Annotated in this window: 13 protein-coding genes; 8 read left to right on the forward strand and 5 right to left on the reverse strand. The window is 65.3% G+C overall.

Going from position 1 to position 12878, the window contains the following annotated elements; genetic code table 11:
• Nucleotides 1-6 precede the first annotated feature (6 nt).
• Nucleotides 7-177: a 50S ribosomal protein L33 gene (rpmG, locus tag ACFQU0_RS19175; protein WP_374406294.1), complete on the forward strand. Its 171-nt coding sequence runs from the start codon at nucleotides 7-9 to the stop codon at nucleotides 175-177.
• 97 nt (nucleotides 178-274) lie between these two features.
• On the opposite strand, the gene ACFQU0_RS19180 is transcribed toward rpmG, so the two are convergent.
• Both ACFQU0_RS19180 and ACFQU0_RS19185 read right to left on the reverse strand, forming a co-directional pair.
• Entirely contained in the window at nucleotides 275-1486 is a 1212-nt protein-coding gene (locus tag ACFQU0_RS19180; protein ID WP_382203417.1) for a DesA family fatty acid desaturase, read from the reverse strand.
• Between the two features lie 164 nt (nucleotides 1487-1650).
• On the reverse strand, nucleotides 1651-2910 hold the full coding sequence (locus ACFQU0_RS19185) for an RsmB/NOP family class I SAM-dependent RNA methyltransferase (protein ID WP_382203419.1): 1260 nt from the start codon (nucleotides 2908-2910) through the stop codon (nucleotides 1651-1653).
• 81 nt (nucleotides 2911-2991) lie between these two features.
• Between ACFQU0_RS19185 and ACFQU0_RS19190 the strand changes: the two genes are divergently transcribed.
• The 4 genes from ACFQU0_RS19190 to ACFQU0_RS19205 all read left to right on the forward strand — a co-directional run bounded on the left by ACFQU0_RS19190 (nucleotide 2992) and on the right by ACFQU0_RS19205 (nucleotide 6852).
• On the forward strand, nucleotides 2992-3549 hold the full coding sequence (locus ACFQU0_RS19190) for a DUF2239 family protein (RefSeq protein ID WP_382203421.1): 558 nt from the start codon (nucleotides 2992-2994) through the stop codon (nucleotides 3547-3549).
• A 19-nt stretch (nucleotides 3550-3568) separates the two neighbouring features.
• A complete protein-coding gene (locus tag ACFQU0_RS19195) occupies nucleotides 3569-4933 on the forward strand; it encodes an MATE family efflux transporter (protein ID WP_382203423.1) in 1365 nt (454 codons plus the stop codon).
• A gap of 63 nt (nucleotides 4934-4996) precedes the next feature.
• Nucleotides 4997-6622 (forward strand): peptide chain release factor 3, encoded by a 1626-nt coding sequence (locus ACFQU0_RS19200; protein WP_382203425.1) that lies wholly within the window; start codon nucleotides 4997-4999, stop codon nucleotides 6620-6622.
• Nucleotides 6623-6630: 8 nt separating this feature from the next.
• Complete coding sequence (locus ACFQU0_RS19205; RefSeq protein ID WP_382203427.1) at nucleotides 6631-6852, forward strand: DUF3820 family protein; 222 nt, start codon at nucleotides 6631-6633, stop codon at nucleotides 6850-6852.
• Nucleotides 6853-6856: 4 nt separating this feature from the next.
• On the opposite strand, the gene purN is transcribed toward ACFQU0_RS19205, so the two are convergent.
• The gene (gene purN / locus ACFQU0_RS19210; protein ID WP_382203429.1) at nucleotides 6857-7447 is read right to left on the reverse strand and encodes a phosphoribosylglycinamide formyltransferase; all 591 of its coding nucleotides are present in this window, start codon (nucleotides 7445-7447) and stop codon (nucleotides 6857-6859) included.
• A 16-nt stretch (nucleotides 7448-7463) separates the two neighbouring features.
• On the opposite strand from purN, the gene ACFQU0_RS19215 reads away from it, so the two are divergent.
• The 3 genes from ACFQU0_RS19215 (at nucleotide 7464) to ACFQU0_RS19225 (ending at nucleotide 10526) form a co-directional block, all read left to right on the forward strand.
• A complete protein-coding gene (locus ACFQU0_RS19215; protein ID WP_382203431.1) occupies nucleotides 7464-8144 on the forward strand; it encodes a YceH family protein in 681 nt (226 codons plus the stop codon).
• 70 nt (nucleotides 8145-8214) lie between these two features.
• A complete protein-coding gene (locus ACFQU0_RS19220) occupies nucleotides 8215-9396 on the forward strand; it encodes an acyl-CoA dehydrogenase family protein (protein WP_382203433.1) in 1182 nt (393 codons plus the stop codon).
• A gap of 14 nt (nucleotides 9397-9410) precedes the next feature.
• Entirely contained in the window at nucleotides 9411-10526 is a 1116-nt protein-coding gene (locus ACFQU0_RS19225) for an acyl-CoA dehydrogenase family protein (protein ID WP_382203435.1), read from the forward strand.
• 63 nt (nucleotides 10527-10589) lie between these two features.
• Here the strand turns inward: ACFQU0_RS19225 and hemL are convergent, their stop codons facing one another.
• On the reverse strand, nucleotides 10590-11882 hold the full coding sequence (hemL, locus tag ACFQU0_RS19230; protein ID WP_382203437.1) for a glutamate-1-semialdehyde 2,1-aminomutase: 1293 nt from the start codon (nucleotides 11880-11882) through the stop codon (nucleotides 10590-10592).
• A gap of 16 nt (nucleotides 11883-11898) precedes the next feature.
• Nucleotides 11899-12819, reverse strand: coding sequence for a bifunctional hydroxymethylpyrimidine kinase/phosphomethylpyrimidine kinase (gene thiD / locus ACFQU0_RS19235; protein ID WP_382203439.1), 921 nt, complete (start codon nucleotides 12817-12819; stop codon nucleotides 11899-11901).
• Between the last annotated feature and the right edge of the window lie 59 nt (nucleotides 12820-12878).

Raw genomic sequence — 12878 nt, forward strand, 5'->3', positions numbered from 1 at the left:
CACACCATGGCAACCAAAGGCGCACGCGAGAAGATCAAGCTGGAATCCACCGCTGGAACCGGCCACTTCTACACCACCTCCAAAAACAAGAAGACCACGCCGGACAAGATGCTGATCAAGAAATTTGATCCGGTCGCCCGCAAGCACGTGGACTACAAGGAAATCAAGCTCAAATAATTGAGCCTAACGCCCAACAAAAAACCCGCTGTTTTCACAGCGGGTTTTTTGTTGTCCGTTTGCGCCGCCCCCTGGGGCACGGCGCAGACGAAGGCCATCAGGCGTGGGCAGAGCGAAGTTTCACCGAAAAGTCGCGCAGGGCGGCGATGCCGCTGTCTTCTGCGCGTTTGCACCAGGCTTGCAGGTCCAGGGCCAGTTGGTCGCGGGAGGCGTTGGTACTGGACCACAGGGCGCGCAGCTCTTCGCGCATGGTGTGCATCTTGGCCAGCACGGGCGATGCGGCGATGGTCTGTTGCACCTTGGGCTTCACGTCGGCCGGCACCTTGTCGTCGTCGCGGTGCAGCCAGCGGCGGGCCGCATCGAGTGCCGAGGAGTCGAAACGCTTGGCGCGCAGTGTTTCCAGTTCGTGGCCAGCAGCGGCGCGCATCTCACGGGCGTAGCGGGCCATCACTTCGTAACGGTTGGCGATGATGGCTTCCAGCGTCTTGGCATCGGCCACGGGTTTGACTTCTCCCAACACCAGTTGCGGCGCGATCTTCTTGACCTTGGCCAGGCCCATGTACTGCAGGATGCTGATGTACAGCCAGCCGATGTCGAATTCAAAGGGCTTGACCGACAGCTTGGCCGAGGTGGGGTAGGTGTGGTGGTTGTTGTGCAACTCTTCGCCACCGATGATGATGCCCCAGGGCGAGATGTTGGTGCTGGCGTCCACCGCTTCAAAATTGCGGTAACCCCACCAGTGGCCAATGCCGTTGACGATGCCGGCAGCGGTGATGGGAATCCACGCCATCTGCAAGGCCCAGACCGCCAAGCCGCCGGCACCAAACAAGGTCACGTCAATGATCAGCATCAGGCTGACGCCCAGCGCCGAATGGCGCGTGTACACATTGCGCTCCATCCAGTCGTCTGGCGTGCCATGGCCGTAACGTGCCATGGTTTCGGCATTTTTCGATTCGGCGCGGTACAGCTCGGCGCCCTTCCAGAACACGGTCTTGATGCCAAACACGTGAGGGCTGTGCGGATCGCCTTCGCGTTCGCACTTGGCGTGGTGTTTGCGGTGGATGGCGGCCCACTCCTTGGTCACCTGGCCTGTGGTCATCCAGAGCCAGAAGCGGAAGAAGTGCGAAGCGATGGGATGCAGCTCCATCGAGCGGTGCGCCTGGTGGCGGTGCAGGTAAATGGTGACGCTGGCGATGGTGATGTGGGTCAGCACCAGGGCGATCAGCACCATCTGCCACCACGTGGCGCCAGTCAGGCCGTTGGACAAGAAATTCAGCACCATGTCCAGGCCGGTATCGAAAACGGTCATCGTGTTCCTTTGAGAACGGGGGTCAGGGGGCCCGGTTCGCAGAATCCGGACAGCCCCCGATTTTAGGTTGTGCAGCGCTTTTCACCAAGTGCTGCGCTGCAGCATGGTGCGATTGCCCCAATGTCTGTCAGAAATGCGTCCATATTGACGCCAATCAAGGCCGATCAGGCCTTTTTCTCCCACACAGCGGCAAAAAAGCCGTCGCTGCCGTGCCGGTGGGGCCACAGGCGGAGTTGGCCGTTGTGGCACAGTTTGTCGGCGTCCGTCACCTGGGCGCGGGCCAGGCATTCGGCCGCGTCCACCGGCATGAATTCGGGGTGGGCCTGCCCGAACCCCGCAGCCACGGCCTCGTTTTCGTCGGGCAACAGGCTGCAGGTGGCGTACACCAGCCGGCCGCCGGGTTTGAGCAGGCGCGCTGCGCTGGCCAGGATGGCGCTTTGCAACAGCACCAGTTCGGCCACCGTGGCGGGGGTTTGGCGCCACTTCAGGTCGGGGTGGCGGCGCAGCGTGCCCAGGCCGGAGCAGGGCGCGTCCACCAGCACGCGGTCGATTTTGCCGGCCAGGCGTTTGATGCGCTCGTCGCGCTCGTGGGCAATGGCCACTGGGTGCACGTTGCTCAGGCCGCTGCGCGCCAGGCGGGGTTTGATGGCGTCGAGCCGGTGGGCCGAGGTGTCAAAGGCGTAGAGGCGGCCGCTGTTGCGCATGGCCGCGCCGATGGCCAGGGTTTTGCCGCCCGCGCCGGCACAGAAGTCCACCACCATTTCGCCGCGCTTGGGCTCCAGCAGCAGGGTCAGCAGTTGCGAGCCTTCGTCCTGCACCTCCACATCGCCCTGGGTGAACAGCGGCAGTTTGGCCAGCGAGGGTTTGCCCTCCACCCGGATACCGAGCGGCGAGTGGGGTGTGGCCTGGGCTTTGATGCCCGCTTTCGCCAGTGCTTCCAGCACCGACGGGCGTTTGGCTTTGAGGGCATTTACCCGCAAATCGAGAGGCGCCACCTCGTTCAGGCTGCGCACCAGGGCATCAAATTCGCCGCCCAGTTGCGCTTGCAGCGCTGTGGCCAGCCATTCCGGCAGGTTGTGGCGGTGCGGCGCCATCAGGTCGGCGTCTTTCACCGCCAAGCAGTGGTCCAGCCAGGTTTTCTCCTGCTCGGTGAGGGCGCTTTTCAGAAAGTCGCGGTCGCCAGGGAAGCCCAGGATGGCCAGGCGCCGCCACTTGGAGCCACTGCCCGAGCGGGCGAGCCATTCGAGCCGCAAGCGCTCGCGCAACACAGCGAACACCGTGTCGGACAGGGTGGCGCGCTCGCGCGGGCCGAGGGACTTGTTCTCCCGGAAATGACGGGCCACCACCGCGTCGGCGGGGTGGTCGAACTTGAAGATTTTTTCGATCAGGCTGGCGCTCTCGTCCAGCAAAGCTTTTGGGTGCATGGGCGCTATTGTCCCATTGGAGGACAGGCATCGGACTTTATTTGACCCGGGTAAAAAATAAAACCCGGGTATAATTTTGGCATGACCCTGCCTGAGCACCCATCCGACCCACCCACCTGTACCGCCTTCCTGGGGGATAGACGCGTGGCCGCCGGCACCTATGCCGAAGTGACCCGCCTGCTCGATGCCATGCCGGCATCGAACGAAGGGCTGCTGGTGTTTGACGACAGCACCGGCGCCGTGTTGGACCGGCCTTTGCCCGTGGTGTCCGACCCCGCACCGACCGTGGGCCGGCCCCGCCTGGGCGTGGTGGCGCGCGAGGTCACCTTGTTGCCCCGGCACTGGGAGTGGCTGGCGCAGCAGCAGGGTGGGGCATCGGCGGCCTTGCGGCGGCTGGTGGACGAGGCGCGGCGCCAACATGCCGACGCGGACGCGCAGCGTCTGGCGCGCGAGCGGGCCTACCGTTGTATGAGCGCGCTGGCCGCAGATCTGCCGGGTTTTGAGGAAGCCTCGCGGGCGCTGTTCGCAGGTGATGCGAGCGCGTTTGAACAATACACCGCTCACTGGCCGCAGGACGTGCGGCAACACATTGGCCGCCTTGCCAGTGGCGGATTCGACGCCGCTCAGCCCGCCACTTGATTCTTTTTCACTCAGTTGTATGACGACCACTGTTCCTGCCGTACCACCGCCCCTGTGGCGCACCTACCTGATGCTGCTGGTGCCCATGATTCTGGCCAACATCCTGCAGGGCCTCTCCGGCACGCTCAACGGCATTTTTATAGGTCAGATGCTGGGCACCCACGCGCTGGCCTCGGTGGCTGGCATGTTCCCCATCGTTTTCTTTTTTGTTTCGCTGATCATTGGCCTGGGGGCCGGTGCCTCGGTGCTGGTGGGGCAGGCGTGGGGTGCGCGCGAGCCGGCCAAGGTGCGGGCCATCGCGGGCTCTGCGCTCACGCTGGGGGCACTGGTGGGCGTGACGGCGGCGGTGTTGGGCGCCTTGTTTGCCCGCCCGGCCATGGAGGCCCTGGGCACGCCGGCGGACGTGCTGGAAGATGCCCTGGCCTATGCCCGCGTGATGATGCTGAGCATGCCGGTGCTGCTGGTGTTCATCTTGTCCACCCAACTGCTGCGCGGGGTGAGCGACACCGTCTCGCCCCTGCTGGCGCTGTTGTTGTCCACCGTGCTGGGCCTGATCCTCACGCCGGCACTCATCCAGGGCTGGCTGGGGCTGCCGCGCCTGGGCACGGTGAGCGCGGCGGTGGCCAGTTTCCTGTCCACGCTGGCGGCCTTGGGTTTCCTGGCCGTGCGGCTGCGCCGCATCGGGCATGTGATGGCACCCAACCGCAAGTTGTTGGCCGCCCTCCGGTTTGACCGCGTCATCTTGGGCAAGGTGTTGCGCATCGGCCTGCCCACCGGGGTGCAGATGGTGGTGATTTCGCTGTCGGAGTTGGTCATCCTCTCGCTGGTGAACCAGCACGGATCGCAGGCCACGGCGGCCTATGGCGCGGTGACGCAGGTGGTCAATTACGTGCAGTTCCCGGCGCTTTCTATCGCCATCACCGCGTCGATCCTGGCCTCACAGGCCATTGGTGCGGGTGCGACCGAGCGGCTGGGGCTCATTCTGCGAACCGGCCTGTGGCTGAACACCGCGCTCACCGGCAGCTTTGTGCTGCTGGGCTATGCGCTGTCGCACGCGCTGCTGGGCCTGTTCCTCACCCAGCACGAGGTGCTCGCACAGGCCGAACACCTGCTGCACATCATGCTCTGGAGCCTGCTGGTGTTCGGTTTTCAGGCGGTGGTGGGCGCCATCATGCGCGCCAGTGGTGTGGTGCTGGTGCCCACGCTGATCAGCATCGCCTGCATTTTGGTGGTGCAGGTGGGCGTGGCCTGGGGCCTCAACGCCCGCCTGGGCCTGGAAGGCATCTGGATCGCGTTTCCGGTGGCTTACCTGGCCATGCTGGCGCTGCAGACGGCGTACTTCCGGGGCGTCTGGCGCCACCGCAAGATCCACCGCCTCATCTGAAGCCCCGCCGGCATCCGATAATCGCAAGCTCGCCGCAGCACGCGGCGCCGCACAAGCACAGCCATGGACAGCAGCAGAATTCCCAGCGAAACCCGGCGCCGCCGCACCTTCGCCATCATTTCCCACCCCGACGCCGGCAAGACCACGCTCACCGAGAAGCTGCTGCTGTTCTCGGGCGCGATCAACATCGCGGGCTCGGTCAAGGCGCGCAAGGCTGCGCGCCATGCCACGTCCGACTGGATGGAGATTGAAAAGCAGCGTGGCATTTCGGTGGCTTCGTCGGTGATGCAGATGGAGTACCGCGACTGCGTCATCAACCTGCTGGACACCCCGGGCCACCAAGACTTCTCGGAAGACACCTACCGCGTGCTCACCGCCGTGGATGCCGCGCTCATGGTCATCGACGCCGGCAACGGCGTGGAACCCCAGACGCGGCGCCTGCTGCAGGTTTGCCGCGCGCGCAACACGCCCATCCTCACCTTTGTGAACAAGATGGACCGCGAGGTGCAGCAGCCGCTGGACCTGATGGATGAGATTGAGCGCGAGCTGGGCATGACCGTCGTGCCCTTCACCTGGCCAGTCGGCATGGGCAAGACCTTCCGTGGCGTCTACGACCGCCGCACCGATCAGATGCGCGTGTTTGCCGCCGGTGAGGACAAACGTGGTGGCGACGAGGAAGTGCTGGCCGGTCTGGACAACCCCGAAAGCGTCAAGCGTTTTGGCAGCGAATTCGAGCAGGCCCGCGACGAGCTGGAGCTGGTGGCCGGCGCCTCGCCCGCTTTTGAAGAGGCCGAATTCCTGGCCGGCAAACAAACGCCCATGCTGTTCGGCTCGGCCGTCAACAACTTTGGCGTCCGCGAGGTGCTGGACGCCCTCGTCGATCTGGCGCCGCCCCCGTCCGAGCGCCCCGCCATCCAGCGGGTGGTGCACCCGGACGAGCCCAAGTTCAGTGGCGTGGTGTTCAAGATCCAGGCCAACATGGACCCGGCGCACCGCGACCGCATCGCCTTCGTGCGCGTGGCCTCCGGCCACTTCGAGCGTGGCATGCGCCTGAAGGTGGTGCGCAGCGGCAAGGAGCTGCGGCCCAACACCGTGGTGTCCTTCTTGTCACAGCGCCGCGAGCTGCTCGACGAGGCCTTTGCCGGCGACATCATCGGTATTCCCAACCACGGGGTGCTGCAACTGGGCGACACGCTGACCGAAGGCGAAGCGCTGCAGTTCACGGGCTTGCCGTTCTTCGCGCCCGAAATCATCCGCAGCGTGGAAGTGGCCGACCCGTTGCGCACCAAACAGCTCAAGGCCGGCCTCACCCAGTTGGGTGAGGAAGGCGCCATCCAGGTGTTCCGCCCGGTGGCGGGTTCGGTGTTGCTGCTCGGCGCCGTGGGTCAACTGCAGTTTGAGGTGGTGGCGCACCGGCTGGAGCACGAGTACGGCGTCAAGGCCCGCATCATGGGCAGCCCCTACCAGGTGGCGCGCTGGGTGACCTGTGCGCCCGAGGACGGCGGCGAGGTGGAGCTGAAACGTTTCATCGACGCCAACAGCCACCGCGTGGCCCTGGACGCGGTGGATGCCCCCACGCTGCTGGTGGACCACGCGGCCACCCTGCGCGCGGTGGAGGCCAACTGGCCCAAGATCAAGTTCCACGCCATGCGCGAGCACGCCGGCTTGGTGTTCCACAAAGGCGTCTGAGGTTTCGCATGAGACCCGAGGATCTGGAGCGCCTGTTCAGCGTCCAGATGCCCTATGGCAAGTACAAGGGGCGGGCCATCGCCGATTTGCCGGGCAACTACCTCAACTGGTTTGCGCGCGAAGGTTTTCCGCCCGGCGACATCGGCCGCTTGCTGGCGCTGATGCACGAGATCGACCACAACGGGCTGGGTGATCTCCTGTTGCCGCTGCGCCAGCGGCACAGCCGTTGAAGCGTCAGCCTGCTATCAACCGCTCCACAGCGCGTGGGTAGATCAGGTGCTCCTGGGTGAGCACGCGAGCGGCCAGCGTCGCGGCCGTGTCGTTTGGCAGCACCGGCACCACCGCTTGGTCCAAATACTCGCCGTGGTCCAGCTCCGAGGTCACCCGGTGCACGGTGCAGCCGGCGAAGCGGCAGCCCGCATCGATGGCGCGCTGGTGCGTGTTCAGCCCGGTGAAGGCGGGCAGCAGGCTGGGGTGGATGTTGATCAGCCGGTCCGCGTAGTGCGCCACAAAACCCGGCGTGAGGATGCGCATGAAGCCCGACAGCACCACCAGTGATGGCTGGTGGCGGTCGATATCGGCGGCCAGAGCGGTGTCGAATGCTTCCCTGGTGTCAAACGCTTTGTGGTCGACCACGACGGTGGCAATGCCATGTTCTTTGGCAAACCCCAAACCAGCCGCATCGGCCTTGTTGCTGATGACGGCGGCCACCTGCGCGTGGTGGCGCCGCGCCCATTGGCCCCGCTCGGCGGCGCGCACAATGGCGGCCATGTTCGAGCCCGTGCCCGAGATCAGAATGACGATGTTTTTGGCTTGAACCGACATAGAACCGAGGAGTGTAATGACCCCATCCACCGCCATCTCCACCGCCATCCGCCCCTTGTCGCCCGTGGAGGCACGCGTGTTGTCCACTCTGATGGAAAAAGCGCGCACCGTGCCCGACACCTACCCCATGACACTGAACGCCTTGCTCAGCGGCTGCAACCAGAAAACCAGCCGCGAGCCCGTGATGAACCTGGCGGAATCGGAGGTGGTGGCCGCGCTGGAAGAGCTACGCGAACTCGGCCTGGTCACCGAAACCAGTGGCGGGCGCGCCGCCCGTTTTGGCCACCAATTCCAGAAAGCCTACGGCGTGCCCGAACAAAGTGCGGTCCTGCTGGGCTTGCTCATGTTGCGCGGGCCCCAGACGGCGGGCGAGTTGCGCTTGAACGCCGAGCGCTGGTACCGCTTTGCCGACATCTCGTCGGTGGAGGGTTTTCTGGATGAACTTCAGGAGCGCTCTACCGAGAAGGGTGGCGCGCTGGTGCTCAAGCTGCCCCGTGCACCGGGCGCGCGCGAGCAACGCTGGGCGCACCTGCTGTGTGGTCCGGTGGACGTGGACGCGCTCGGGGCACCTGCACCCAGTGCGGGTGGCGCGGCCACACACGACCGCATCGCGGCGCTGGAGGCCGAGGTGGCGGCGCTGCGGGCCACACTGGAGCGCGTGTGCAGCGAGCTGGGCTTGTCGCCCTCTGGACAATAAAAACGAACGACCGTGCTAATAATGGCGCATTGCCTGCCAGGCTGGCCGGCAAGTTTCACCGGAGACACCCATGGATTTGGCATTCACCCCTGAAGAGCAGGCTTTCCGCGAGGAAATCCGCGCCTGGGTCAAAAACAACCTGCCCGCCGACATTGCGCACAAGGTGCACAACGCGCTGCGATTGAGCCGCGACGACATGCAGCGATGGGCCAAGATTTTGGGCAAAAAAGGCTGGCTGGGTTACGGCTGGCCCAAGCAATTTGGTGGCCCGGGCTGGAACGCGGTGCAAAAACACCTGTTCGAAGAAGAGTGCGCCCTGGCTGGCGCGCCGCGCATCGTGCCCTTCGGGCCTGTGATGGTGGCGCCTGTGATCATGGCCTTTGGCAATAAAGAACAACAAGAGCGTTTCCTGCCCGGCATCGCCAGCGGCGAGGTGTGGTGGAGCCAGGGTTACAGCGAGCCGGGTTCGGGTTCCGACCTGGCGTCCGTCAAATGCCGCGCCGAGCGCCAGGGCAACACCTACCTGGTCAACGGCCAAAAAACCTGGACCACCCTGGGCCAGTACGGCGAATGGATCTTCTGCCTGGTGCGCACCAGCCTTGAGGGCAAGCCACAAACCGGCATCAGCTTCCTGCTGATCGACATGAAATCGCCCGGTGTCACGGTGCGCCCCATCAAGCTGCTGGACGGCGAGTGTGAGGTGAACGAGGTCTTCTTCGACAACGTGGTCGTGCCGGCCGAAAACCTGATTGGCGAAGAGAACAAGGGCTGGACCTACGCCAAACACCTGCTGAGCCACGAGCGCACCAACATCGCCGACGTCAACCGCGCCAAACGCGAGCTGGAGCGCTTGAAGCGCATCGCGAAGACCGAGGGTGTGTGGGACGACACGCGTTTCCGCGACGAGATCGCCAAGCTCGAAGTGGACGTGGTGGCGCTCGAAATGCTGGTGTTGCGCGTGCTCTCGGCTGAGAAGTCGGGCAAAAACTCGCTGGACATCGCGGGCCTGCTCAAAATCAAGGGCAGCGAAATCCAGCAGCGCTACAGCGAACTCATGATGCTGGCCGCCGGCCCCTACAGCCTGCCCTTCATCGAGGAAGCCATGGAAGCCGGCTGGCAGGGCGACTTCCCTGGTGGCAGCTGGGCCAACGCGCCGCTGGCGTCCACCTACTTCAACATGCGCAAGACCACCATCTACGGTGGTTCGAACGAAGTGCAACGCAACATCGTTGCTCAAACCGTTTTGGGCTGATCAGGAGACACCACATGGATTTCGATTTTTCCGACGATCAGCAACAACTGCGCGACGCCGTCGCCAAGTGGGTGGAAAAAGGCTACGGCTTCGAACGCCGCCGGGCCATCACCGCTGCCGGCGGCTTCTCGCGCGAGGCCTACAACGAGCTGGCCGAGCTGGGCCTGGCCGGGCTCTACGTGTCCGAAGACGACGGCGGCTTGAACATGGGCCCGGTGGAAGCCATGGTGGTCATGGAGCAACTGGGCCGGGGCATGGTGCTGGAGCCTTTGGCGCAAACGCTGGTGTGCAGCGGTGTCATCAGTGCCTATGGCAATGCCGATGTGAAAGCCGCTTGGTTGCCCGGCATCGCCAGCGGTGAAAAACTGGTCGTGCTGGCCCACCAGGAGCGCCGGGCCCGTTACCGCAGCGATGTCTGCGACACCGTCGCCAAGGTCGCTGGCGCTGGCTGGACGCTCAGTGGCACCAAAAACGTGGTGCCCGCTGGTGATCAGGCCGACGCCTTTGTGGTGCCGGCCATGGCGAACGGCCAACTGTCACTGTTTGTGGTGGAGCGCGCTGCGGCGGGTGTGGCCACGCGTGGCTACCTCACGCAGGATGGTGGCCGCGCCGCCGATGTGACGCTGGCCAACAGCCCGGCCACGCTCATCACCACCGACGGCCAGACCGCCTTGGAGCACAGCATCGACATCGGCATCGCCGCCTTGTGCGCTGAAGCCGTGGGCGTGATGGACCAGACCCTCGCCATCACCGTCGACTACATGAACACGCGCAAGCAGTTCGGTGTGGCCATTGCCACCTTCCAGGCCCTGCGCCACCGCGTGGCCGACATGAAGATGCAGCTCGAACTGGCCCGCTCCATGAGCTACTACGCCAGCCTCAAGCTCAACGCCCCGGCCGACGAGCGCCGCCGCGCCATGGCGCGCGCCAAGTACCAGTTGGGCACCAGCATGCGTTTTGTGGGGCAGCAGGCGGTGCAGCTGCACGGCGGCATCGGCGTGACCGACGAGTACATCGTCAGCCACTGCTTCAAGAAGTTGACCCAGCTCGAAATCACCTGGGGCGACACGCTGCACCAGCTGGGTGAGGTGTCGGCTCGGATGCAGGACACGGCGGGGGTGTTTGCCTGACCACAGGCGACGCCACCAACAACAAGGGGCGCCATGGCGCCCCTTGTGTTTTTCGGCAATCGCTCAGAGCGAAGCAAACACCTCTTTGGCCGCCGCCACCGTCTCGGCCACATCCGCCTCGGTGTGGGCCGCGCTGACGAAGCCGGCTTCGTACAGCGCGGGCGCGAAGTAGACGCCGCGGTTCAGCATGCCATGGAAGAAGCGGTTGAAGCGCGGGCCGTCGGTTTTCATCACGGCGGCGTAGTTCTGCGGCAGGTGGTCGAGCAGGAAGAAGCCGAACATGCCGCCCTGGCTGTCGCCACGGAAGGGCACGCCGGCCTCGTTGGCGGCGGCAGCAAGGCCGGCCACCAGCGACTGGGTGCGGGCCGACAGGGCTTCGAAGAAGCCGGGCTTGCGGATTTCCCTGAGGGTGGCCAGGCCACAGGCGGTGGCGACCGGGTTGCCGCTCAGGGTGCCGGCCTGGTAGACGCCGCCCAGCGGTGCCAGGTGTTCCATCACCGCGCGCTTGGCGCCGAAGGCGGCCAGTGGCATGCCTCCGCCGATCACCTTGCCCATCACGGTCATGTCGGGCTCGAAGCCAGGAATTAACTGCGCGTAGACGCTTTGCGCGCTGCCGAGCGCGACGCGGAAGCCGGTCATCACTTCGTCAAACGCCAGCAGGGCGCCGTGTTGGGTGCACAGCTCGCGGCAGCGCTTCATGAAAGGCACGCTGGCGCGCACAAAGTTCATGTTGCCGGCGATGGGTTCGATCATCAGGCAGGCGATGTCGGCACCGTGTTGGGCGAAGGCGGCTTCCAGCTGCTCGACGTTGTTGTATTCGAGCACCAAGGTGTGCTGCACCACCTCGGGCGGCACACCGGCGCTGGTGGGGTTGCCGAAGGTGGCCAGGCCCGAACCGGCCTTGACCAGCAGGGCATCGGCGTGGCCGTGGTAGCAGCCTTCGAACTTGATGATGGTCTTGCGGCCGGTGGCGCCGCGCGCCAGGCGGATGGTGCTCATGCCGGCTTCGGTACCGGAGCTGACCAGCCGCACCATGTCGATGCTGGGCACCAGTTCGAGGATGGCCTCGGCCAGCTCCACCTCGCGTTCGGTTGGGGCGCCAAAGCTGAAGCCATCCAGTGCGGCTTTCTGCACCGCTTCGAGCACGGCGGGGTGGCCGTGGCCCAGGATCATGGGGCCCCAGGAGCCGATGTAGTCGATGTGTTTTTTGCCGTTGGCGTCCCAAAAATAGGCGCCTTGCGCACGTTGCACGAAGCGCGGCGTGCCACCCACGGCGCGGAAGGCGCGCACGGGCGAGTTGACGCCACCGGGGATGACTTTCTGGGCGCGTTCGAAAAGCTGTTGGTTGTGGTCCATGGTGGGGGAGGGTGGTTCAGTGTTTGGTGTCGCCAACCGGAAAATCGTCGGTGGCTGCGCCGCCGTCTTCGGCGTCTTCCTCGCTCTCGTCGCCGTCGTGCGCCCAGAAGAGGCGGTCGGGCATGGCGTGGCCCATGCCGGGCTGGAAGCCCGCGTCCAGGCATTGGTCGAGGTAGGTCAGGGCCTCGCCACAGGCGGTCTGCAGGTCGGCACCCACGGCAATCAGGGCGGCAAGCGCAGCCGACAAGGTGTCGCCCGCGCCGGTGAAGGTGGCCTCGAAGCGTTCGTAGCGTGCGGTGGCCAACACCGTTTCGGGTGTGGCCAGGTGGCTTTCCAGGTACTGGTCGGCGGCGTTGATGCCGGTCACCAGGGTGTACGGCACCCCGTGTTCGGCCGCGGCGCGCGCCACATCGCGTGGGCCGGGGGCTTTGTCGTCGGCCCAGTCGGGCAGCAGCCAGCGGCACAGGGTGCTGTGGTTGCCCACCAGCACGGTGGTCTGGGGCAGCAGCAGCTCGGCGAAGGCGTCGAGGTAGTTCTCCATGTCCACCTCGTTCCACCAGGCCAGGCTGGGCATGTAGGCCACCAGCGGCAGGTCGGGGTAGTCGGAGGCGATTTCGGCGATGGCGCTGAGGTTTTCGGGCGAACCCACGAAGCCGACCTTGATCGCCTGCACGGCCATGTCTTCCAGTGCGCAGCGGGCCTGGTCGTCCACCGCCTCCTCATCGAAGGCGATGTGGCCGTGGATGTCGCTGCTGTCGCGCACATAAGCGCCGGTGACCACCGGCAACACATGGGCCGAGGCGCTGGACATGGCGGCCACGTCGGCGCCCAGGCCACCGGCACCGCTGGGGTCGTTGGCGTTGAAGGCCATCACACAGGGCAGCGAGACGGACTCGCCCGAACTGGACGTGGCGTTGGTATCAAGGGGGGAGGGCATTCGGAAGACGCTGGGCGTGGTGAGTGGGACGGTCTGGCGATGCCGGCCGTGCCCACGGG

Origin of the sequence: Hydrogenophaga defluvii, from assembly GCF_042665235.1 — a bacterium.
Taxonomy (GTDB): Bacteria; Pseudomonadota; Gammaproteobacteria; order Burkholderiales; family Burkholderiaceae_C; genus Hydrogenophaga; species Hydrogenophaga defluvii_A.